The 20,955-nt window shown below is 75.5% G+C and carries 16 protein-coding genes and 1 pseudogene; 10 read left to right on the top strand and 7 right to left on the bottom strand.

The window, feature by feature from the left end; translation table 11 throughout:
• Nucleotides 1-55 precede the first annotated feature (55 nt).
• Together ACSHWO_RS04105 and ACSHWO_RS04100 are read right to left on the bottom strand one after the other, a co-directional pair.
• Nucleotides 56-955 carry an ABC transporter permease gene (locus ACSHWO_RS04105; RefSeq protein ID WP_438310087.1) on the bottom strand — a complete coding sequence of 300 codons (900 nt, stop codon included), beginning with the start codon at nucleotides 953-955 and terminating at the stop codon, nucleotides 56-58.
• The gene (locus ACSHWO_RS04100) at nucleotides 952-3,762 is read right to left on the bottom strand and encodes a CocE/NonD family hydrolase (RefSeq protein WP_438310086.1); all 2,811 of its coding nucleotides are present in this window, start codon (nucleotides 3,760-3,762) and stop codon (nucleotides 952-954) included. The genes ACSHWO_RS04105 and ACSHWO_RS04100 overlap by 4 nt, the downstream gene beginning before the upstream one ends.
• Before the next feature lie 432 nt (nucleotides 3,763-4,194).
• Here ACSHWO_RS04100 and ACSHWO_RS04095 point away from each other — a divergent pair, with 432 nt between their 5' ends.
• The 5 genes from ACSHWO_RS04095 to ACSHWO_RS04075 all read left to right on the top strand — a co-directional run bounded on the left by ACSHWO_RS04095 (nucleotide 4,195) and on the right by ACSHWO_RS04075 (nucleotide 8,296).
• A complete protein-coding gene (locus ACSHWO_RS04095; protein WP_438310085.1) occupies nucleotides 4,195-5,733 on the top strand; it encodes an ATP-dependent DNA ligase in 1,539 nt (512 codons plus the stop codon).
• A 75-nt stretch (nucleotides 5,734-5,808) separates the two neighbouring features.
• Nucleotides 5,809-6,519: a helix-turn-helix domain-containing protein gene (locus tag ACSHWO_RS04090; RefSeq protein WP_438310084.1), complete on the top strand. Its 711-nt coding sequence runs from the start codon at nucleotides 5,809-5,811 to the stop codon at nucleotides 6,517-6,519.
• A gap of 19 nt (nucleotides 6,520-6,538) precedes the next feature.
• Nucleotides 6,539-6,661 carry a DUF6126 family protein gene (locus tag ACSHWO_RS04085; protein ID WP_361085521.1) on the top strand — a complete coding sequence of 41 codons (123 nt, stop codon included), beginning with the start codon at nucleotides 6,539-6,541 and terminating at the stop codon, nucleotides 6,659-6,661.
• Between the two features lie 67 nt (nucleotides 6,662-6,728).
• Nucleotides 6,729-7,811 carry an NAD(P)H-dependent amine dehydrogenase family protein gene (locus ACSHWO_RS04080; RefSeq protein WP_438310083.1) on the top strand — a complete coding sequence of 361 codons (1,083 nt, stop codon included), beginning with the start codon at nucleotides 6,729-6,731 and terminating at the stop codon, nucleotides 7,809-7,811.
• A gap of 5 nt (nucleotides 7,812-7,816) precedes the next feature.
• Nucleotides 7,817-8,296 carry a carboxymuconolactone decarboxylase family protein gene (locus tag ACSHWO_RS04075; RefSeq protein WP_361086156.1) on the top strand — a complete coding sequence of 160 codons (480 nt, stop codon included), beginning with the start codon at nucleotides 7,817-7,819 and terminating at the stop codon, nucleotides 8,294-8,296.
• Between the two features lie 105 nt (nucleotides 8,297-8,401).
• Here the strand turns inward: ACSHWO_RS04075 and ACSHWO_RS04070 are convergent, their stop codons facing one another.
• The 3 genes and pseudogenes from ACSHWO_RS04070 to ACSHWO_RS04060 all read right to left on the bottom strand — a co-directional run bounded on the left by ACSHWO_RS04070 (nucleotide 8,402) and on the right by ACSHWO_RS04060 (nucleotide 12,469).
• Nucleotides 8,402-10,060: a GMC oxidoreductase gene (locus ACSHWO_RS04070; protein WP_438310082.1), complete on the bottom strand. Its 1,659-nt coding sequence runs from the start codon at nucleotides 10,058-10,060 to the stop codon at nucleotides 8,402-8,404.
• 91 nt (nucleotides 10,061-10,151) lie between these two features.
• Nucleotides 10,152-10,717, bottom strand: a pseudogene (locus ACSHWO_RS04065) (DUF6629 family protein).
• A gap of 168 nt (nucleotides 10,718-10,885) precedes the next feature.
• Nucleotides 10,886-12,469 (bottom strand): MFS transporter, encoded by a 1,584-nt coding sequence (locus tag ACSHWO_RS04060; protein ID WP_438310081.1) that lies wholly within the window; start codon nucleotides 12,467-12,469, stop codon nucleotides 10,886-10,888.
• 157 nt (nucleotides 12,470-12,626) lie between these two features.
• On the opposite strand from ACSHWO_RS04060, the gene ACSHWO_RS04055 reads away from it, so the two are divergent.
• The 5 genes from ACSHWO_RS04055 (at nucleotide 12,627) to ACSHWO_RS04035 (ending at nucleotide 19,845) form a co-directional block, all read left to right on the top strand.
• Nucleotides 12,627-16,298 (top strand): S8 family serine peptidase, encoded by a 3,672-nt coding sequence (locus tag ACSHWO_RS04055; protein ID WP_438310080.1) that lies wholly within the window; start codon nucleotides 12,627-12,629, stop codon nucleotides 16,296-16,298.
• A 143-nt stretch (nucleotides 16,299-16,441) separates the two neighbouring features.
• Entirely contained in the window at nucleotides 16,442-17,230 is a 789-nt protein-coding gene (locus ACSHWO_RS04050) for a hypothetical protein (RefSeq protein WP_438310079.1), read from the top strand.
• A 270-nt stretch (nucleotides 17,231-17,500) separates the two neighbouring features.
• On the top strand, nucleotides 17,501-18,694 hold the full coding sequence (locus ACSHWO_RS04045; RefSeq protein ID WP_438310078.1) for a cytochrome P450: 1,194 nt from the start codon (nucleotides 17,501-17,503) through the stop codon (nucleotides 18,692-18,694).
• A gap of 66 nt (nucleotides 18,695-18,760) precedes the next feature.
• Nucleotides 18,761-19,612 carry a hypothetical protein gene (locus tag ACSHWO_RS04040; protein ID WP_438310077.1) on the top strand — a complete coding sequence of 284 codons (852 nt, stop codon included), beginning with the start codon at nucleotides 18,761-18,763 and terminating at the stop codon, nucleotides 19,610-19,612.
• The gene (locus ACSHWO_RS04035) at nucleotides 19,609-19,845 is read left to right on the top strand and encodes a hypothetical protein (protein ID WP_438310076.1); all 237 of its coding nucleotides are present in this window, start codon (nucleotides 19,609-19,611) and stop codon (nucleotides 19,843-19,845) included. Before ACSHWO_RS04040 ends, ACSHWO_RS04035 begins: the two co-directional genes overlap by 4 nt.
• An 11-nt stretch (nucleotides 19,846-19,856) precedes the next feature.
• On the opposite strand, the gene ACSHWO_RS04030 is transcribed toward ACSHWO_RS04035, so the two are convergent.
• Both ACSHWO_RS04030 and ACSHWO_RS04025 read right to left on the bottom strand, forming a co-directional pair.
• Nucleotides 19,857-20,354 carry a gluconokinase gene (locus tag ACSHWO_RS04030; protein ID WP_385804708.1) on the bottom strand — a complete coding sequence of 166 codons (498 nt, stop codon included), beginning with the start codon at nucleotides 20,352-20,354 and terminating at the stop codon, nucleotides 19,857-19,859.
• Between the two features lie 131 nt (nucleotides 20,355-20,485).
• Complete coding sequence (locus tag ACSHWO_RS04025; protein ID WP_438318910.1) at nucleotides 20,486-20,869, bottom strand: VOC family protein; 384 nt, start codon at nucleotides 20,867-20,869, stop codon at nucleotides 20,486-20,488.
• Nucleotides 20,870-20,955 lie beyond the last annotated feature (86 nt).

Here is a 20,955-nt window from a genome sequence, read left to right as displayed (position 1 = left end):
GGCCCGGGACCCCGTACGGGTCCCGGGCCGGCCACGGCTCGCGCTGGCGGACGGTTCAGGACACGATGTCCTTGCGGGCGAAGCCCCGGAACGCGAGCGCGACCAGGACGATCGCGCAGGACACCGAGACGGCCGTCCCCTTCACCATGCCCGCCCACTCCAGGTGCGGCTGGAGGGCGTCCGCCCAGGCGAACTGCCAGTGCGCGGGCAGGAACTCGCGCCAGGACCCCAACGCCGTCACCGCGTCCAGCACGTTGCCGACGATCGTCAGGCCGACCGCCCCGCCCACCGCGCCCAGCGGCGCGTCCGTCCGCGTCGACAGCCAGAACGCCAGACCGGCCGTGACCAGCTGGGACACGAAGACGTACGCCACCACCAGCGCGAGCCGCGGCAGCGCGTCCCCGGCCTCCAGCACCCCGCCCGCCGGCAGCTTCAGCGGTCCCCAGCCGTACGCGACCGTACCCGCCGCCAGCGCCACCGCCGGCAGCAGCACGATCGCCGCCAGGCTGAAGCCCAGCGCCACCACCAGCTTGCTCCACAGCAGCCGCGCCCGGGGTACCGGCGAGGCCAGCAGATAGCGCAGCGACGACCAGTTCGCCTCCGACGCCACCGTGTCCCCGCAGAACAGGGCCACCGGCACCACCAGCAGGAACCCGGCCGACACGAACAGGCAGGTGGCCGCGAAGTTGGCGCCCGACGCCGTCGCCGTGTCGATGAACGTGATCCGGCCGTCCCGGCCACCGGCGTCCCGCCCGCCGCCCACCGCGAACGCGACGATCATCACGAAGGGCAGCGCGGCGAGCACCCCGCCCATGACCAGCGTCCGGCGCCGGCGCCACTGCCGCAGGGCCTCCACGCGCAGCGGCAGGGTGCGGCCCGGTCGGTAGCCGGGAGCCCCTTCCGCCACGGCGGGCCCCGCGCTCTTCACACCGCTCAGACCGCTCGCGCCGCTCACGGCGTTCCTCCGATCAGGGTCAGGAAAGCGTCCTCCAGCCGCCGGTGCGGGCCCACGCCGCTCACCGGCACCTCCAGCCGCACCAGTTCGGCGACCAGTTCCGCGGCCGTCGCACCGCCGAGCCGCACGAGCAGCCCCTCCCCGTACGGCGCGGCGGACTCCACGCCCTCCAGGGCCGCCACCTTCGCGACGGTCCCCTCCTCCACCGGCCCGTCGACCGCCACCAGCAGGGTGTCCCCGCCACCGGTGATCTCGGCGACCTCGCCCGCCTGCACCAGCCGCCCGCGGTCCATGACCACCAGGTGCGTGCAGGACTGCTCCACCTCCGACAGCAGATGGCTGGAGACGATCACCGTGCGGCCGGCCGCGGCGTACCGGACCATCACGTCGCGCATCTCCCGGATCTGCGGCGGGTCCAGGCCGTTCGTCGGCTCGTCGAGGATCAGCAGGTCCGGCAGCCCGAGCATGGCCTGGGCGATGGCGAGCCGCTGCCGCATGCCCTGCGAGTACGTGCGCACCGCGCGTTCCAGCGCGTCGCCGAGGCCGGCGATCTCCAGGGCCTCCGCCATGTGCGCGTCCCCGGCCGGCCGCCCGGTGGCCCGCCAGTACAGCTCCAGATTGGCCCGCCCCGACAGGTGCGGCAGGAACCCGGCCCCCTCGACGAAGGCCCCGACCCGCGACAGCACCGGGGCGCCGGGCCGCACCGGGCGCCCGAACACCCGGATCTCCCCGGCGTCCGGGGTGATCAGCCCCATCAGCATCCGCAGCGTGGTGGTCTTCCCGGCGCCGTTCGGCCCGAGCAGGCCCAGCACCTGCCCCCGCTCCACCCGGAACGACAGGTCCCGCACCGCATACCGGTCCTGCCCCTTCGCGTACCGCTTCGTCAGGCCCGTGATGTCCAGGGGGACGTCGTCGCCCGGCCCGGGAGCGGGGAGCGCCGCGGCCGCCGGGCCGCCGGGCCGCGACCGGTCCTGCGGACCTCCCGCCGCCCCGGCCCGGCCGGGGCGGCGGATCCCCAGCAGTGCCGCCGCCAGCAGCACCGCGCCCAGCGGCAGGCCCCAGGTCCAGGCGGGCAGCCCCGCCGCGGCCGTGCGCACCCCCTCGGCGACGGGCACCGCCAGCGGGCCCTGCACCGCGACCGTGTACGAGGCCGGGGCCGTCGGCGAGGCGTAGCCGAGGTCGGTGGCCGCCACGACGAGCCGCAGCCGGTGCCCGGCCTGCACGGCGTGGTCGACGGCGGGCAGCCGCAGCTCCACGGTCCGGCCCTGCTGCGCGTCCTCCACCCGCAGCGGGGCGACCAGCTGGTGCGGCAGCACCTGCTGGCGCCCGTCCGGCCCCACGTCGTACACCTTGCCGAACAGGACGGCCGATCCGTCGGCGGCCGTCGACCGCACGGTCAGGGCGACCGTCGGTGTGCCGGTGATCCGCACCTCCTCGGAGAGCGGCTCCGAGTCGAACCGGGCGTGCTGCCCCGGGAAATCCAGGGACAGCCCGGCCAGCCCGGCCCCGAAGGCGGCCAGCTGCCCGCCGATCCCCGGGACGGAGGACATCGCGGTCGGCGTGCCGCCCGCCGGGTTGGCGAAGGTCTGCTCCCGGCCACCCCCGCTCCCGCCGCCGCCCGGCAGGGCGAACTCCCGGCGGCCCGCGGTCAGCCCGGGATAGGTCTCGCCGCTCGCGCCGCGCAACCGCACCGTGCCGTCGGTGGAGTCGATGCCCCCGGAGCGCGAGACGCGGAACGCCGGTCCGGTCTCCGTGCCCGCCCCGCCCTTGAGATGGCGGTCGAACCAGGCCGTCACCCGGGCCTCGACGCGGCCCGCCTCGCGCGTCCCGCCGTCGTGCCCGCCGGCCGCCCAGTCGACGGCCACGGGCGCGCCGTTCGCGGCGATGGCCCGGGCCATGGCGTCGGCCTGGTCCAGCGGGAAGAGGGAGTCGTCCTGGCCCTGCACGATCAGCGCCGGAACCCTGATCCGGTCCGCGACCGCCGAGGGGCTGCGCCGCTCCAGCAGTGCGCGGGCCTCGGCGTCGGGCTTCCCGGACGCCGCGACCCGCTCGTACATGGCGCACAGCTCGGGCTGGAACCGCCCGCACGCCGTGGCTCCGCCCGTGGCTCCGGCCGCGGCTCCGGTTGCGGCGGCGGCCGCGGACGGCTCCGCCGGCCGGCCCGGCTGCACGCCGCCCGCCGAACCGGTGGTGAAGAACAGCCCCGCCCACAGCTTCTTGAACACGCCCTGCGGGAAGAGGGAGTCCGCGAGGTTCCAGTACGTGATCTGCGGGGCGATCGCGTCCACCCGCTGGTCGTACCCGGCGGCGAGCAGCGCGACCGCCCCGCCGTACGAGGCCCCGGCGACGCCGACCCGCGGGTCCCCGGCGGCGTCGAGCTGCACCTCGGGCCGCGCCGCGAGCCAGTCGAGCAGTCGGGAGACGTCCTTGACCTCGTACTCGGGGTCGTTCAGGCCGATCTGCCCGCCCGAACGGCCGAAGCCGCGGGCCGACCAGGTGAGCACCGCGTACCCGTCCCGGGCCAGCCGTTCCGCCTGCGCGCGGACGTCGTCCTTGCTGCCGCCGAAGCCGTGGCCCAGCAGCACGGCGGGACGCTTCTGCCGGCCCGGGGCGGTGAAGTACGACGTGTCGATGCCGGTGCCCGCCGACTGGAGCACCCGGTCCTCGCGGCGAACGGGCGGCTCCCCGCCCGGAGCGGCGGCGGTCCAGGTCCCGGCGCCCGCGACGACGGCGAGCGCGGCCGCCCCCGCGAGCAGGCGGTTCCGGCCGCGCCGGGGCAGCGGGAGCTTCGGTGGTCGGAGCGTCATACGGGCACCCTAGACGGCGTACCGGCGCCGGCTGAGCGCCCCCAGGCGGAGCCGCCGACCTCCTTGAGGACTACCCGGGCGGCTGCGGGCGTACCGCGGCTGCGGTACGCCCGCGGGTTCGGCCCGGCGTCCGCCGCCGGTTCGGCTGGCAGGTGCGCCGCGTGCTCCGGCTGCGGGGTGCGCCCCGCTGGCTGTCTTCCCCCGCCCCGCCCCGCCCCTTCCCGAAACCGGGGATCGCGACCCCGGCCGCCGCTGCCCGAGCTTCCGGGGCTCCGCCCCGGACCCCGCTCCTCGAACGCCGGAGCGGCTGGATGTCCCCCGGGCTGGATGTCCCCCGAGCCGGATTTCCCCGGGGCGAGGACTTCCCTCGGAGGGGCTGGATCTTCCGCCGCCCGGCCTGCGGTGTGGGCCGGGGGGCGGGAGGATGGCCGCATGTTGCTCGCCGAGGTCGCGCGGGTGTCCCGGGAGGTCGCCGGGACCTCCGCCCGGTCCCGTAAGACCGCCCTGCTCGCGGAGGTGTTCGCGGCCGTCCCCGCGGACGAGGCCGCCCTGGTCATCTCTTACCTCGCCGGGCGGCTCCCGCAGGGCCGGCCCGGCCTGGGCTGGCGCACCCTCGGCCGGCCCGTCGCACCCGCCGACCGGCCCACCCTCGGCGTCGCCGCGGTCGACGCGGCGGTGACCGAGCTCGCCGCCCTGGCCGGCCCCGGTTCCCAGGCCGCGCGCAACCGGCTCGTCGACGCCCTGTTCGCCGCCGCCACCGAGCCCGAGCAGCGGTTCCTGCGCAGCCTGCTGTCCGGCGAGGTCCGCCAGGGCGCTCTGGACGCGGTGGCGCTGGAGGGCGTGGCCGCGGCCGCCGGGGTGCCGGCCGCCGAGCTGCGCCGGGCCGTGATGCTGGACGGCTCCCTGCCCCGGGTGGGCGCGGCGGTCCTCGCCGGGGGTCCGGCGGTGCTCCGCGAGGTCACCCTCCGGGTAGGGCAGCCCGTGCAGCCGATGCTGGCGAACACCGCCGGGTCGGTGGCCGAGGCGCTGGCCGCGCTGGGGCCCTGCGCGCTGGAGGAGAAGCTCGACGGGATCCGGGTGCAGGTGCACCGCGACGGCGACGCCGTCCGCGTCTACACGCGCTCCCTCGACGAGATCACCGACCGGCTGCCGGAGGTGGTGCGGGCGGCGCGGGACTGCGCGGGGGAGCGGTTCATCCTGGACGGCGAGGTGATCGGTCTGGGCCCGGACGGGCGCCCGGTGCCCTTCCAGGACATCGCGAGCCGCGTCGGGTCCCGGATCGACGTCGAGACGGCCCGCAGGACCCTGCCCGTCGCCCCGTACTTCTTCGACGTGCTCGCCGCCGGCGACGACGTCCTCCTCGACCTTCCCGTCCGCGAGCGGTACGCCGTCCTCGCCGGGCTCGTGCCGGAGGACGCCCGGGTCCGTCGGCTCGTCGTCGAGGACCCGGCGGCCCAGGCGGAGGAGGCGGAGGAGTTCTGGGCCGAGACCCTGCGCCGCGGCCACGAGGGGGTCATGGCCAAGTCCCTCGACTCCGCGTACGCCGCCGGTCGGCGCGGCAGGCACTGGCTCAAGGTCAAGCCCGTGCACACGCTGGACCTCGTCGTGCTCGCCGCCGAATGGGGCCACGGCCGGCGCACGGGCACCCTGTCGAACCTGCACCTGGGCGCGCGGGCCGGCGACGGCTCGTACGCCATGCTCGGCAAGACCTTCAAGGGGCTGACCGACGAGATGCTGCGCTGGCAGACCGGCCGCCTACAGGAACTGGCGGTGGAGGACGACGGGTACACGGTGCGGGTCCGGCCGGAGCTGGTCGTCGAGATCGCCTACGACGGCCTGCAGCGCTCCCCGCGCTATCCGGCCGGGGTGGCGCTGCGCTTCGCCCGGGTGCTGCGGCACCGGCCGGACAAGAGCGCCGACGAGGCGGACACCGTGGAGACGGTGCTCGGCCGGCCGCCGACCGGTTCGTAACCCGGCCCGTGAGCGGGATTTGCCTCAGAGGTAAGGCGGATTGCCACTCAGGCAAGCTTCTGGCTCAATCGAGGCATGACACCTGGTCCCCCCGGTCCGGCCGGTCCCGACGCCGACGCCGACGCCGACGCCAACCCCGGCACCGAAGCCGACGAGCTGCCCGCCGTGGCCCCGCAGCTGCGCGAGCTGCGCCGCCGCGCCGGACTGACCCTGGAGGCCGCCGCCGCGCGGGCCCGGCTCTCGCCCGCCCACCTCTCCCGCCTGGAGACGGGGCGGCGCCAGCCCTCGCTGCCGCTGCTGCTCGGGCTCGCCCGCACCTACGGTACGACGGTCTCCGAGCTGCTCGGCGAGACCCCCGCCGCGGCCGATCCCGTCGTACGCGCGGGCGGTCCGGGGGCCCGCGAGGCCGACGGCTGGACGTACTGGCAGGCCGGCGGCTCGGGCCGCGGCATGCAGGCGCTGCGGGTGCACGTCCCGTACGGCGAGCGCAGCCCGGGTGAGTTGGTCCGCGTCCATCCCGGCGAGGAGTGGCTGTACGTCCTCAAGGGACGGCTGCGGCTCCACCTGGGCGAGACCGAGTACCTGCTGGAACCCGGCGACAGCGCCCACTTCGACTCGCTCACCCCGCACCGGATCGCCGCGGCCACCGGCGCGGGAGCCGACCTGCTGTTCGTCCACACGCTGGTGCAGAGCAGCCTCGCCGGCCTGTGCCTCGGAGGCAGCAGCACCGTCCGCGGCGCCGGCCCGGCCGCCGGCAGCGGCGGCCGCCCGACCACCCACCCCTGACATCCAAGGAGCAACCCCCATGAGCATGCAGATGAAGTTCCCGCGCGGACTGCTGATCCGGCTGGTCGCCTACCTGTTCGTCGGCCACCTCTTCGCCTTCTTCGTCTACCTCCTCTTCCTCCTCGGCGGCCAGAACCAGTAGCGGCGGCCCGCGGAGATTTCCCCGCGCGGCTCTGGGAACCTCGGGATCCTGTCGCTACCCTCCGCGCATGATTCCCACGGTTGTCTGGGGCACCGGCAACGTCGGCCGTCTGGCCATCCGTGCCGTGGAAGCCCATCCGGCGCTGCACCTGGCCGCCGTCATCGTCCACCGTCCCGACAAGGTCGGCCGCGACGCGGGCCGGCTCGCCGGCCTCGACCACGACACCGGGGTGATCGCCACCGACGACGCCGAGGCCGTGCTCGCGACCCGGCCCCGGGCCGTCGTCTACGCGGCGACGGGCGACGTCCGCCCCGACGGCGCCCTCGCCGACGTCACCCGGGCGATCCGGGCCGGGGCGGTCGTCGTCAGCCCCGCCCTCTACCCGCTCTACGACCACCGCAGCGCCCCGCCCGAGTTCCGTGAGCCGGTGGCGGCGGCCGTCGCGGCGGGCGGCGGCTCGCTGTTCGCCTCCGGCGTCGACCCGGGCTGGGGCAACGACGTGCTCCCGCTCCTGGTCAGCGGTCTGGGAACCGCCATCGACGGCATCCGCTGCCAGGAGGTCTTCGACTACTCCACCTACGACCAGCCCGACTCCGTACGCGACCTCGTCGGCATGGGCCGGCCCATGGACCACCAACCGATGATGCTCCTGCCGTCCGTCCCGACCATGGTGTGGGGCGGCCAGATCCGCATGATGGCCCGCGCCCTCGGCGTCGAACTCGACGAGATCCGCGAGACGGTGGACCGCCGCCCCCTCGAAACCACCGTCACCACCCGGACCATGGGCGTCTTCGAGGCCGGCACCCAGGGCGCGATCCGCTTCGAGGTGCAGGGCATCGTCGACGGCGAACCGCGCCTCGTCATCGAACACGTCACCCGCATCCACCCCTCCTGCGCCCCCGACTGGCCGGTGCCGCCCGACGGCGGGGACGGCGCCCACCGCGTGGTGATCGAGGGCCGCCCCCGCATCGAGGTCACCGTCGAGGCCACCGACGAGGGCGAGAACCGCTCGGCCGGCGGCAACGCGACCGCCGTCGGCCGCCTGGTCGGCGCCATCGACTGGCTGGTGGACGCCGAACCGGGCCTCTACGACGCCCTGGACATCCCGCTGCGCCCCGCCGTCGGCAGACTCGGAAGGAAACGGCCATGACCGCCATGAGGATCGACGTCCCCGAAGGGCAGCACCCGATCGAGTACGTGTGGGGCGACATGGTCCCCGGGATCGGGCCGGCCGCCGCGAACTTCTCGCTGTCGGTGTACGCCCACACCACCCTGGGGCTGCGCGAGTTCGAGGCCGCGCGGCTGCGCGTCGCACAGATCAACGGGTGCGCCTTCTGCCTGGACTGGCGCACCGAGCGCGACGGGGAGAAGGTCGAGGAGGAGTTCGCCGACGCGGTCACCGAGTGGCGCACCACGGACCGCTTCGACGAGCGGACCCGGCTCGCGGCGGAGTACGCCGAGCGGTACACCCTGGACCACCACCACCTCGACGAGGCGTTCTGGGAGCGGATGACCGCGCACTACAGTCAGCTGGAGATCGTGGAGCTGACCATGAGCATCGGGTCCTGGCTGGCCTTCGGCCGGCTCAACCACGTCCTCGGCCTCGACGGCGTGTGCGTCCTGCCGGGCCACTGAGGGGCGCGGGCGCACCAGGCTCCGGGGCCGGCCGGCGCATCGGGCGGCCCCGGTCCTGTCCGCGCGGTCGGGTGCACCTCCCTCTGATACTGCGAGCGAACCTTGTCAGAGGTCGGTGGCGATGATCTTCTCGATGTTGCGTTCGGCGAGGGCCGTGATGGTGACGAACGGGTTCACGCTGGTGTTGCCGGGGATCAGCGCGCCGTCGATCACGTACAGGCCCGGGTGGCCGTGCAGGCGGCCGTGGTTGTCGGTGGCCTTGTCCAGGACGGCGCCGCCGAGCGGGTGGTAGGTGAGGTGGTCGCCCCAGACCTTGTTCAGGCCGAACAGGTCGCTGCGGTAGATCGTCCCCTCCCGTGCGTTGATCCGGTCGAAGATGGTGCGGGCCATGTCGATGGACGGCTGCTTCCAGGCGGTCTGCCAGTTCAGTCCGACCCGGCCCGAGGCCGCGTCGTACGTGAACTCGGCGCGGTGCGGGTTGCGGGTGATCGACAGGTAGAAGGAGGCGTACGTCTCGATTCCCGTCGGCAGCGGTGCGATCTCCGCGAAGGCGCCGCCGGCGTCCCAGTTGTCGATGCCGCCGCAGGGGATGGAGGCCTGGACCTTGCCGGTGGGGTCCCAGAGGTGGTTGGCGCGCCCGCACATGACGTTGCCGTTGTCACCCCAGCCCTTGCCGATCTCGCCGTTCAGGCCGGGCAGTGCGCCGGTGGCCTTCAGCCTGACGAGCAGTTTGCTGGTGCCGACGCTGCCGGCCGCGAAGAAGACCCGGTCCGCCGTCACGGTCTTGGTGGCGGTGGTGGTGCCCGCGGTGTCGATCTGCTCGATGGTGACGGTGTAGCCGCCGCCGGACGCCGGGGCGACCGAGGCGACCTTGTGGAGGGCGGAGACGGTGACCCGCCCGGTGGCCCGGGCGCGGGCCAGGTAGGTCTGCTGGAGGGACTTCTTGCCGTGGTTGTTGCCGTAGAGGATCTCGCCGGCCACCGCCGACTTCGGGACCGTCCCGGCGGCCTCCTGCTTCATGTAGTCCCAGTCGTAGACGTCCGGGACGAACACGAAGGGGAACCCGGAGCGCTGGGCGTGTTTGCGGCCGACGCGGGCGAACTGGTAGCAGTCCACGGTGTCGAACCAGGCCGGGTCGACGAGGCCGACACCGAGCCCGGCGTTGGCGCGCGGGTAGTAGGTGGCGTACATCTCGTCGGCGTCGACGGACGGCAGGATGGCGGGGAAGTTCGCCCGTCGCGGGGTGACGGCCATGCCCCCGTTGACCAGTGAGCCGCCGCCGACCCCGCGGCCCTGGTAGACGGTGATGCCGCCCATCTCCTCGGCGTCCAGGATCCCGGTGTAGCGGGGCACGTCCTTGTCGAGGGGGAATCCGAGGAAGTTGCTCAGCGGCTGCTTCGTCCGCGTCCGCAGCCAGTACGCGCGGTGGTCGGGGCTGGTGGTGTTGCAGAACACCTTGCCGTCCGGCCCGGGGGTGTCCCAGGCCATGCCCATCTCGACCATGTGGACGTCGACGCCCGCCTCGGCGAGACGCAGGGCGGCGACGGAGCCCCCGTACCCCGTGCCGACGACCAGGACCGGTACGCGGGCCCCGGACTCGATGGGTCCGGCGGCCGCGGCCGGGGCGGCGGACCGGGTGCGGGCCTGGGCCGGCCGGGTGTGCCCGGCGAGGGCGGCGGCCCCGAGAATGGAACCTGTTCCTGCGATGAATCCGCGGCGCGATATACCTTGGGGAGCTCCTCCGGGCCAGGTTCTGTCGCTCATGTGACGTTCCTCACTCTTGACGGAATGGGAACGAGTTCTACTGCCGCTGGGTTGTGAAGTCACTACCCGTGAAGGGGAAACTTTCGGCCGCTCACGCCGTCCGCGGCGGCGACTCCCGGCGCCGCACCCACCCCAGGACGAGCAGGGAGGCGATCGCGGCGAAGGTGCACCAGGTGGAGGCGAATTCCAGCCTCCACAGCGCTGAGCAGGCCAGGGCTCCGGCCGCCAGCACCCCGCCGAGGAGCCGCAGCCGGCGGTCCGCGGCGAGCAGGAGGGCACCGAGCGCGGCGAAGAGGTAGCCCGCGAGGACGAGCGGTGTCCACGGAACATTCACGCCGTACGCAAGGGTGTGACCGTGGACCGAGGCGTCGGCGGGTGGCTCGTGAGGCGGTACGAGACCACTGCGGCGGTGGCGAGCCCGGCCGCCGCCGGCCAGAACAGGCGGCGGGGGGCCGCGGGCGTGGCCGAGAGCAGGACGCCGAACGGCACCCACACCGCGAGCAGGGGCATCGCGATCACCGCCCAGGCGGTGGTGGCGGCCCCGGGCCCGCCGCCCGCGCGCCAGACGGCGGCCTCGACCAGCTGGTGGGCGCCGAGGAGCAGCGGCAGCGCGGCGACGGGCAGGTCGCGGGCCCGGCGGACGCGTGCCAGGCACACGACGCCGACGGCGGCGATGGCCGTACCGGCCGTCAGGTCGGCCGTGGCGCTCCAGCACAAAGCTTCCGCTCCGGTTGCTGCTCCGGCTGGGTCATGCGCTCCGTCTCCGGGGGCGAGCGGCGCCCCGATCGCAGTTCCGGTCAGGGCGCGGGGCTACTGGCCGGGATTTCAGTCAGGTGAGCGGTGGGGCTGCTCCGGCGTCTCCAGTGGGGGAGAGGTCAGCGCGCAGTGGGTGTGGCACTGCGGGTGGCACGCCCCAGGCCGGGGCGTGCGTACGGTCGCCCAGGCCAGGGCCGAGCCGACGGCCAGTGCCCCGGCGCACCACACCATGGCCCGACCGAAGGCGCTGTCGAAGAGGGCCGCGGAGAGGTACGCGTCCGGCCCCATCCCGGCCAGCAGCGGCAGCGCCGCCACGGCCAGCAGGCCGGCCACCCGCGCCGCGGCGTTGTTGATGCCGCTGGCGAGGCCCGCCCGGCCCGGGTCCACCGAAGCCAGCACGGTCGCGGTCAGCGGTGCCACCAGCGTCACCATGCCCATGCCCAGCACGACCATCCCGGGCAGCACGTCCTGCACGTACGAGGCCCCCGGCCCCACCCGCAGCATCAGCAGCATTCCGGCCGCGCACAGCAGCGGCCCCACCGTCAGCGGGATCCGCGGCCCGATCCGCTCACCGAGCGCCCCCGCCCGGGACGACAGCGCCAGCATCAGCGCGGTCGTCGGCAGCAGCGCGGCGCCGGCGGCCAGCGCCGAGTAGCCGGAGACCACCTGGAGCTGGAGCACGATCAGGAAGAAGAAGCCGCCGAAGGCGGCGTACACGCACAGCGTGACCAGATTGACCGCGGTGAACTGCCGGGACGCGAAGATGTCCGGCGGCATCATCGGCTCGGCCCGCCGCCGCTCGACGTACACGAACGCGACGGCCAGCAGCACGCCGACGACCGCCGACGCGATCACCGCGGGCGACCCGGAGCGCGCCTCGATCAGCGCGTACGTCACCAGGCCGAGGCCCACGGCGCCCAGTACCGCGCCGAGCACGTCGAACCGTCCGCGCGTCGTCGGGTCCCGGGATTCGGGAACGTGCCGCAGGGCCACCGGTACGCACACCGCGGCCACGGGCACGTTCAGCAGGAAGACCCAGCGCCAGCCGGGCCCGTCGACCAGCCAGCCGCCCAGGAACGGGCCCACGGCCGCGCCCACGCCGCCGAAGCCCGACCACAGGCCGACGGCCCGGGCCCGGTCCGCGCTCGCGATCGAACCCTGGATCAGGGCCAGGGATCCCGGGGTCAGCAGGGCCCCGCCCACACCCTGCAGGGCGCGCGCCGCGATCAGGACCCCTTCGTCGGGGGCGATGCCGCACAGCAGGGACGCGGTGGCGAACCACGCCACGCCGAGTACGAAGATCCGGCGCCGCCCGAAGCGGTCGCCGAGGGCCCCGCCGACCAGGATCAGCCCGGCCAGGGTCAGCAGGTATGCGTTCACGATCCACTGGAGGACGGCCAGGTCGGCGCCGAAGTCCCGGCCGATGCTGGGCAGGGCGACGTTGACGACGGTGGAGTCGAGCATGGCCATCGTCGAGCCGAGCACCGTGACCAGCACGATCCACCGCCCCCGAGCGGTGCCGAGCGCCACTGCGGGCCCGCCCGCGCCTTCGGGCCCCCTCCCCGTCCCGGTACCGGGCGTCGCGTCGGGGCGGCCGGCGGGCGCCTTCCGCCCGCCGTCCGGCGCCGGCTCACGAGCTGCTGGTCCGGTCATGCCCTCAGCCTCGCTCTCCCACCGCAGAAGGGCCACCCGGACGCCGTACCCCGATCCCCGCCCCGGGACGCGCGTCCGCCCCGGGGGCCCGGCCGGGGGCTGCGGCTCGTTAGGCGGTCTTGTAGTGAGCATGACCGGTCCTTCACCATTGCCGCGCATGTCACGCACGTCCTATCCGCACGACCTGCACACGGCGTACGAGGAGACACACGTGGCCCAACGCGACACACGACGACCCCGTCGATCCCGAAACCCCTTGCGCGCGGCGCTCGCCGCCCTCACCGCAGCCCTGCTGCTGCCCCTCGGCGCGGGCGCCGCAGCCGCCGCACCCGAGCCCGGCCCCACCCCGAGCGCGGCCGAGCGCAAGATCGAACCCAGGCTCCGCGCCCAGCTCGACGACTCCGGCAAAGCCGCCTTCTGGGTGTACCTCGACAGCGCCGCCGACCTGAGCGCCGCGCAGCGGCAGACCACCCGGGCGGCCAAGGCGGAGACGGTCCTCAAGACCAAGCGCGAGCACGCCGCGCGCTCCCAGGCCGGGCTGATCAAGGCCCTGGACGGTGCCCAGGCCGAGTACACCTCGTACTGGATCGTCAACGCGGTCCGCGTCGTCGGCACCCAGAAGCTCGCCGGAACCCTCGCCCAGCGCTCCGAGGTCTCCCGCATCGACGCCGACGACAAGGTCACCCTGCCCGCCCCCGCCGACGGCAAGCGGGAGAAGACGGCGGCCGACGCCGTCGAGTGGAACATCGACCGGATCAAGGCCCCGCAGGTGTGGGACCAGTTCGGCGTGCGCGGCGAGGGCATCGTCGTCGCCAACATCGACAGCGGTGTCGACCACACCCACCCGGCCGTGGCCGCCCAGTACCGCGGCCGGAACGCCGACGGGACCTACGACCACAACCACAACTGGTTCGACCCCGCCGGCGTCTGCCCCACGGCAGCCCCCTGCGACAACAACGACCACGGCACCCACACCATGGGCACCATGGTCGGCGACGACGGCGCCAACCGGATCGGCGTGGCCCCCGGCGCCCGCTGGATCGCCGCGAAGGGCTGCGAGACCAACTCCTGCTCCGAGGCCTCCCTCCTCGCCGCCGGCCAGTGGATCGTCGCCCCGACCGACCTGAACGGGCAGAACCCGCGCCCCGACCTCGCCCCGCACGTCGTCAACAACTCCTGGGGCAGCGCCGCGCACGACGACTGGTACCGCCAGATCGTCGACGCCTGGCGGGCCGCCGGCATCTTCCCCGCCTTCTCCAACGGCAACGCCGGCCCCAACTGCTCCACGAGCGGGTCCCCCGGCGACTACGCCAGCTCCTACAGCTCCGGTGCCTTCGACATCAACGGCACCATCGCCGCGTTCTCCTCGCGCGGAGCCGGCCCCGGCGGCATCGTCAAGCCGAACATCGCCGCGCCCGGCGTGAACGTGCGCTCCTCGGTCCCCGGCGGCGGCTACGAGGCGTTCTCCGGCACCTCGATGGCCTCCCCGCACACCGCGGCCACCGTCGCCCTGCTCTGGTCCGCCGCCCCCGCCCTGGAGGGCGACATCGCGCAGACCGAGGCGCTCCTCGGCGCCACCGCCCAGGACACCGACAACGGCCAGTGCGGCGGCACCGCCGCCAACAACAACGTCTTCGGCGAGGGCAAGCTGGACGCGCTCGCCGCCGTCACCAACGCCCCGCGCGGGGCGACCGGCGCGCTGAGCGGCACCGTCCGCTCCGGCGGCACCCCGCTCGCCGGCGTCAAGGTCACCGCCACCGGCCCGATCGCCCGTACGGCGACCACCGGCGCCGACGGCAGCTACTCCTTCCGCTCCCTGTCGGTGGGCTCGTACACCCTGACGGCGGCCAAGTTCGGCTACGGCCAGGAGACCGCCACCGCGACGGTCACCGAGAACACCACCGCCACCGGCGACTTCGCCCTCACCCAGGCCCCCTCCGGCAAGGTCACCGGCACCGTCACCGCGCCCACCGGGCCCGCCGCGGGCGCCACCGTCACGGTCGCCGACACCCCCGTCACCGCGACCGCCGACGACCAGGGCCGCTTCGAGGTCACCCTGCCGCACGGCACCTACGAGATCCGGGCCTCCCACGCCTCCCGCTGCGTCACCGGCGGCAGCGCGCAGGCGGTCGTCGCGGGCGACACCACCGTCGCCGTCGCCCTGCCCGAGCGCACCGACGGCTACGGGTACGCCTGCTCCACCCCGGGCGGCCGCCCCTACCAGGCCGGCACCCGGCAGCTCGCCCTGACCGGCGACAACACCACCGAGCGCGTCGACCTGCCGTTCCCGCTCCCGCTGTACGGCAAGACGTACGGCCAGGCGTGGATCGGCACCAACGGCACGGTCAGCTTCGGCGGCGCCCACACCGGCGACATCAACGGCGACCTCCCGAGCACGGCCACGCCCAATGCCGCGCTCTACCCCTTCTGGGACGACCTCGTCGTCGGCCCGGCCGGCAGCGGCTCGGGCGTCTTCACCGCCGTCACCGGCACCGCCCCGCACCGGCAGTACGTGATCGAGTGGCGGGACGTGGCCCACTGGTCCGCGCAGGCCGACAAGTTCTCGTTCGCGGCGGCGGTCGGCGAGGACGGCAGCGTCACCTACACCTACAAGGGGACCGGCGGCTCCGGCATCAAGGGCGGCTCCACCGCCACCGTCGGCGTGGAGAACGCGACCGGCACGGACGCCTTCAAGTACTCCTTCAACACCCCCGTCATCAGCGACGGCATGACCGTCTCCTTCCGCACCACCAAGACCGGCGTCGTCGCGGGCCGGGTGCTCGACGGCAACGACGGCGGCGGTGTCGCGGGCGCGACCGTCACCGTCGGCACCGGCAGCGACGCCGTCGCGGCGACCACCGCGGCCGACGGCAGCTACGCCCTCCAGGCCCGGGCCGGCCGGAGCACCGTCACCGTCCTCGCCGAGTCGTACCGCGGCCTCACCGAGGCGCTGAACGTCCAGCCGGGCGACGTCACCCCGCTGAGCCCGTCCCTGGCCACGGGCCGGGTCACCGCCTCCCAGCCGTCGGTGGAGGTCGTCCTCACCGCAGACCGCAAGCGCACCCGCACCCTCGGCCTCACCAACACCGGCGGCATCGACACGGCCGTCACCGTGGCCGAGGACGCACCCTGGCTGACGGCCACCGCCGACACGGCGAACCTGCCGGTCGGGGGCAAGGCCACCGTCACCCTGGCCGTCGACACCACCGGCCTGGCCGCCGGCTCGGTCCTCACCGCCGACCTGCGGATCGGCTCGGTGAGCGGCCGCAGCCCGGTGCTCACCGTCCCGGTCAAGGTGGTCGTGCCGCGCTACCAGGTCGCCCTGGACGCCGGATCCGACCGCGCGGTGACGGACACCCTGGGCGACAGCTGGTCCCCGGACCGCAGGTACGGCCCCGGCTCGTACGGCTACCAGGGCAGCAGCTCGGTGCGGTCCACCGGCCGCGGCATCGCCGGGACGGACGAGCAGCAGCTCTTCCGCAGCGCCCGCGAGGGCATGTACGAGTACCGCTTCGACAACGTCCCGAACGGCACGTACACCGTGGAACTCGGCTTCGCGGAGCTGTCGTCCACCAAGCCGCACAAGCGGGTCTTCGACGTCCTCGCCGAGGGCACGCAGGTCCTGCCGTCCCTGGACGTCGCCCTGGAGGCGGGCAGCTACACGGCCCTGACCCGCACCTACACGGTCACGGTCACGGACGGGGTCCTCAACCTCCGCTTCGTCACGCACACCGGATTCGGCAAGCCGCTGCTGAACACCCTGCGGGTGACGGACCGGCCCGACCGGAACCAGCCGGTCAGCCGGCCGGGCAACCCGCCGGCCAGGTAGGGAGCCCGACCCGTAGGCCGACGGGGGCGGGGCGCCGCGGGCGCCCCGCCCCTCCCGCCGCCGCGGCGCATTCGGGTGGCCGGCGGCGGCCCCGCTGCGGCGCGGCCGGGCGGGCGCCCCGCCGGTCGCTAGCGTGGGGCACCATGACGCTCCTCAGCGACGACCGAACCGGGTGCGGCGACGCGGCGGACCGGATCCGGCGGGTGCTGGAGGCCGCCGACCCGGAAGCCGTCTGGGCGGTCGGCGGACCGGACGGGATCCTGGCCCGCTCGGACGCCCCCGGGACGGGCCCCGGCCACGGCGGAACCGGGTACGACGCCCCCGGGCACGACGTCGGCGCACTCACCGCCGTCCTCGCCCTGTGGCCGGTGATCGGCAGCCTCGTCGCCGAAGAGGCCCTGCACCTGCACACCCCGCTGACCGCCTACGGGGCCGCGGCCGCCGCCGGCGCCCCCGCCGGCACCACCACCCACCACCTCCTCACCCGCGCGGGCGGCCGGGCCGGCCCCGCCGCGGCCGCCGCGCTCACCCGACTCGCCGAGCACCTCGGCGGCAGCCCGCTCCCCGAACTCGCCGCGGCCCGCATCTGGCACCCCCTCGGCATGGCCGGCACCCGCTTCGCCGACGACACCCTGTACGCCCCCCTGCCCGACCTCGCCCGCTTCCTCGGCCACCTCCTGTCCCCGGCGGACCACCCCGTCCCGCGCGCCTGGACGGCCGAGTCCCTGCGCATCCGGACCGGGGAGCTCACGCCTCCCCGCGGCCTCCTGTGGCACCCCGCCGCCCACCACACCTGGACCCACGGCGGCACCGCCGCCGTCTGGGTCCGGCCCCGCGACCACCGCTGGGCCGTCCTGCTGCCGGCCGCCCCCCGAGGGCCCCTGCGCCGGCCGTTCCGCGAGGCGGTGTTCGCGCCCCCGCCCGGCCCCTGAGCGCCCGTCGCCGTCGTCCCGGCTGCCGTACACCGCCGCCGCAGCCCCGGCTGCCGTGACGCCGCCCGTCACACCGCCGTCGCAGCCGCGTCGCCCGGACGGCTGTGCCCGCCGGAGCGCGGCCGCCCGCCGCCCCGGCCCCGGCCCGCCCGTACGGACGCGCCCGGTCGGCTGCGGCCCGGCCGTGCTCGGAGCGCGGCCCCTCCAAGATCGACGTACGGTGAGCTCGATGTCACCGACCGCTGGTTCCCGGCTGTGCGGAGGTACCGGATGCGCATGCTCCACTACGCCGCCCCCGGCGGGCCGACCCGGGCGGCCGTCACGCGGGGCAGGCGCGCGCCGGCGGAACGGGCCGGGCGTGCCGACTCCGTACGGTTCGCCGCCACCCGGGCGATCCCCTTCTTCGTCCGCGGCGTTCCCGGCGCCCGCCCGGCGTTCTCCGCGCAGACCCTGCGGCAGCTACGGGCCCGCCACGGCGGGGCGCCCGTCCCCGTACGCGGTGTGTCCGGCACCGTGCTCGTCCTGCTGGACCCCCGCGAACTGCGCCAGTTCTACGCCGAACCGGTCGGCGGCGCGGGCGCTCCGGCCGGCGCGGGCCGCACCCGCGCGGAACCCGCGCTGCTCACGGGCGAGGCGCTGCACGCCGTGATCACCGAGGAGGCCCGGCAGCTGACCGCGGCCAGCAGCCTCGAACTGGTCCGCGTCCGACAGGCCGTGGCCCGCGCCGCCCGGCGGATCGCGCTCGCCGACCGCGTCCCCGTCCCCGTCCCCGTCCCCGGGCTGGGGGAACGCGGCTCCGCGGGCCTGCTCGGCCTGCTGCGCCGCCGGGGCCGGGCGGCGCGCGGCGTCCCGGCCGACGGACACGCCCCGGCCGACCGCACCGCCCCGCACGCCGACCCCACGGGCTCCCTGCACTCCTGGCTGCGGGCCGTCGACACCGTCCCCGCGACCGTCCTGCGCACCCTGCTCCTGCTCGGCGCGCATCCCGCCGAGCAGGAGGCGGCGGCCGCGGAAGCCGCCGCGTGCCCCCTGCCCGAGGGCCTCACCCGGCTCGACGCCTGCGTCCGGGAGTCCCTACGGCTGTACCCGGCGGTGCCCGACCTGGTCCGGGTCACCCGGACCGAGACCGAATGGCGCGGGGTGCGGCATCCGGCCGGCACCCGCGTGCTGCTGCCCGTCCACTTCCTCCAGCGCGATCCCGCACACGTGCCCGCCGCGCACGTCTTCGTCCCGGGACGCTGGAAGACGCCCGGCGCGGACGAGGACGTCCGGATGTCCCCGTTCGGCCACGGCCCGGGCCGCTGCCCGGGCAGCCGGCTGGGACTGCTGGTGACCACCGCACTGTGCGCCGAGGTGCTGCGCCACTGCCGGATCACGGGCGTCCGACCGGTACTGGACCCGCCGGGCCCGCTGCCCGCCGTCCTCGACCCGCGCACCATCCGGCTGCACCTCACCCGCCGCTGACGCGCCGTCGCCGACGGCGCACCGCCGCTCCACCCTCCCCCGACACCTCATCCCGCGAGGATCCCCATGTCCGACGCCGCGACCTCCTCCGTGTCCACCGACCCGGACGCCGATCTGCTGGGCGCCGTGTCCCGCGAACTCGCCGAGGCGGCCGACGCCGTCGCGGAGGCCGCCCGCTACGCCTCCGAACTGGCCCTCGGCCCCCGCTTCCCGGCCGCAGCCCCCGGCAGCACCCCCGGCCATCCCGGCCACCGCAGCCGCGGCGGCCGGAGCCGGCTCGCCCGCCGCGCCCTGCTGCGCACCCTCACCGACCCGGCGGGCCTGGGCTGGGCCCCGCGCGGCCGGGGCATGGCGCGGGCCGGCTGGCTCGCCGGGATCCTCACCGGCCGCGAGAGCCTCGCCGTCAGCCTCGCCGTCTGCGGGCTGAAGGCCCGGCTCCGGGCGACCGGCCTGGACCGCCCCGAACTGCTGGCCGATCCGGACGGGGCGGCGCTGCTCCAGGCCGTGGACGAGGACCGGCAGGCCGCCGCCGCCCGCGTGTTCCGCCGCGCGGTGCGCGAGCAGGGCCCCGAACACGCCTTCACCGTGCTGGCCCCGGCCTTCGCCGACGTGTTCGCCTGGCGTGCCCTGACCGACGCGAACCCGTTCAACGACCACGCCGGCTGGCAGGTGGCCACCGGCCGGGCCGCCACCGCCGAACCGCTCCTCGGCCTCGGCGCCGCCGTCCGGGCCTTCCTGCACCGCGACGGCGCCCGCGGACGCGCCCAGGGCCGCGGATCCGGGCACAGGGCGGCGGGCCCGGACCCGGAGTCCGCCCCCGTCCCACCGCGACCCGCCGGACACCGCGGCTGCATCCACACCATGGGACTCCTCGGTACCGGCGGCCTCCTGCTCGTCCAGCCCTGGCGGGCCCGGTGAAGGCGGCCCCCCGGCTGCGGACGACCCGGCCGGACCCGGTCGAGGGACTGCGCGCCCACTGCGCGGCCCTGCGCGCCCACGCCGACCGGCTGGCCGCGGCCGCCGGGGAACTCGAACGGCAGGACAGCCCGCACGCCGACGCCTTCCGGGCCGAGGTCGCGGCGCTGGCCCAGCGCTGCGCGACCGCCGCGAGCGGTCTCGCCCTCGCCGTGGCCCGGCTCCAGGGCCGGTGAGGAACCGCGCCTCAGGGGTGGTGCGGGGCGGGCAGCGCGGCCAGGGCCGCGAGGGCCCGCCCGGCGGTCTCCTCCGGGCTGCCGGAGACGTCGACGGCGACGCCCGTCTCGTCCGCCTGGAGCGGCTCCAGCACGGCGAACTGCGAATCCAGCAGGAGGGCGGGCATGAAGTGCCCCGTCCGCGCCGCCACCCGCCGCCCGATCAGCGTGCGGTCGCCGGTGAGGTGGACGAACACCGCGTCGGGCGCGGCGGCACGCAGCCGGTCGCGGTAGGCCCGCTTGAGCGCCGAGCAGGACACCACCGCGCCCCGGTCGGCGGGGAGCCGGCGGAGCACGTCGCCTATGGCGTCCAGCCAGGGCCGGCGGTCCTCGTCGTCGAGCGGGACGCCCGCGGACATCTTGGCGACGTTGGCCGGCGGGTGGAGGTCGTCGCCCTCCGTGTACGGGACGCCGAGGGCGCCCGCGAGCAGCCGGCCCACGGTCGTCTTGCCCGTGCCGGTCACGCCCATGACCACCAGCACCACGCGCCGGCCTTCGCCGTCCTGGCCTGCCACCGCCCGCCACCTCGCCGTCCCTCGTCGCCAACGGCCCCGTACACCGCCGCCTGACGCCGATTAAGCCATACGGGGGCCCCGGCCGCTCACCGGCCGGGGGCCGCCGTGCGCGGGGTGGTCTGCTGCACGGCCCAGCCGTTGCCGTCGGGGTCGCAGAAGCGGACGAACGAGCCCCAGGGCAGGTCCTCGATCTCACTCACCTCCACGCCCCGGCCCCTGAGGTCCGCGTACGCCTCCTCGATGTCCTTGACGACCACCTGGAGGTTGTCCAGCGATCCCGGGGCCATCCCGGTGAGTCCCCTGCCCAGGGCGATCGAGCAGGCCGACCCGGGAGGCGTCAGCTGCACGAAGCGGATCGCCTCGCTGACGGTGACGTCGTGGTCGGCGTGGAAGCCGACCCGCTCGTAGAAGGCCTTGGCCCGGTCGACGTCGCTGACGGGGACGGTGACCAGCTCCAGCTTGATGTCCATCTGCTGCTCCACGATGCCTGCTCGGTACCTGCTCGGTGCTCTTCGGTTGTTCCGGGCGCGGGGCCTTCCCGCATCATGCGCCCGCA

Origin of the sequence: Streptomyces pallidus (ex Mingjun et al. 2026), from assembly GCF_051550185.1 — a bacterium.
Taxonomy (GTDB): Bacteria; Actinomycetota; Actinomycetes; order Streptomycetales; family Streptomycetaceae; genus Streptomyces.
Note: the sequence above shows the minus strand (reverse complement) of the source record. Positions and strands in the feature narration are given on the sequence as shown.

Excerpts from the sequence above, each read along its gene's own strand:
- ACSHWO_RS04100 (WP_438310086.1), bottom strand. The coding sequence starts at position 3,762 with ATGACGCTCCGACCACCGAAGCTCCCGCTGCCCCGGCGCGGCCGGAAC.
- ACSHWO_RS04095 (WP_438310085.1), top strand. The coding sequence starts at position 4,195 with ATGTTGCTCGCCGAGGTCGCGCGGGTGTCCCGGGAGGTCGCCGGGACC.
- ACSHWO_RS04090 (WP_438310084.1), top strand. The coding sequence starts at position 5,809 with ATGACACCTGGTCCCCCCGGTCCGGCCGGTCCCGACGCCGACGCCGAC.
- ACSHWO_RS04085 (WP_361085521.1), top strand. The coding sequence starts at position 6,539 with ATGAGCATGCAGATGAAGTTCCCGCGCGGACTGCTGATCCGGCTGGTC.
- ACSHWO_RS04080 (WP_438310083.1), top strand. The coding sequence starts at position 6,729 with ATGATTCCCACGGTTGTCTGGGGCACCGGCAACGTCGGCCGTCTGGCC.
- ACSHWO_RS04075 (WP_361086156.1), top strand. The coding sequence starts at position 7,817 with ATGAGGATCGACGTCCCCGAAGGGCAGCACCCGATCGAGTACGTGTGG.
- ACSHWO_RS04070 (WP_438310082.1), bottom strand. The coding sequence starts at position 10,060 with ATGAGCGACAGAACCTGGCCCGGAGGAGCTCCCCAAGGTATATCGCGC.
- ACSHWO_RS04060 (WP_438310081.1), bottom strand. The coding sequence starts at position 12,469 with ATGACCGGACCAGCAGCTCGTGAGCCGGCGCCGGACGGCGGGCGGAAG.
- ACSHWO_RS04055 (WP_438310080.1), top strand. The coding sequence starts at position 12,627 with ATGTCACGCACGTCCTATCCGCACGACCTGCACACGGCGTACGAGGAG.
- ACSHWO_RS04050 (WP_438310079.1), top strand. The coding sequence starts at position 16,442 with ATGACGCTCCTCAGCGACGACCGAACCGGGTGCGGCGACGCGGCGGAC.
- ACSHWO_RS04045 (WP_438310078.1), top strand. The coding sequence starts at position 17,501 with ATGCGCATGCTCCACTACGCCGCCCCCGGCGGGCCGACCCGGGCGGCC.
- ACSHWO_RS04040 (WP_438310077.1), top strand. The coding sequence starts at position 18,761 with ATGTCCGACGCCGCGACCTCCTCCGTGTCCACCGACCCGGACGCCGAT.
- ACSHWO_RS04030 (WP_385804708.1), bottom strand. The coding sequence starts at position 20,354 with ATGGGCGTGACCGGCACGGGCAAGACGACCGTGGGCCGGCTGCTCGCG.
- ACSHWO_RS04025 (WP_438318910.1), bottom strand. The coding sequence starts at position 20,869 with ATGGACATCAAGCTGGAGCTGGTCACCGTCCCCGTCAGCGACGTCGAC.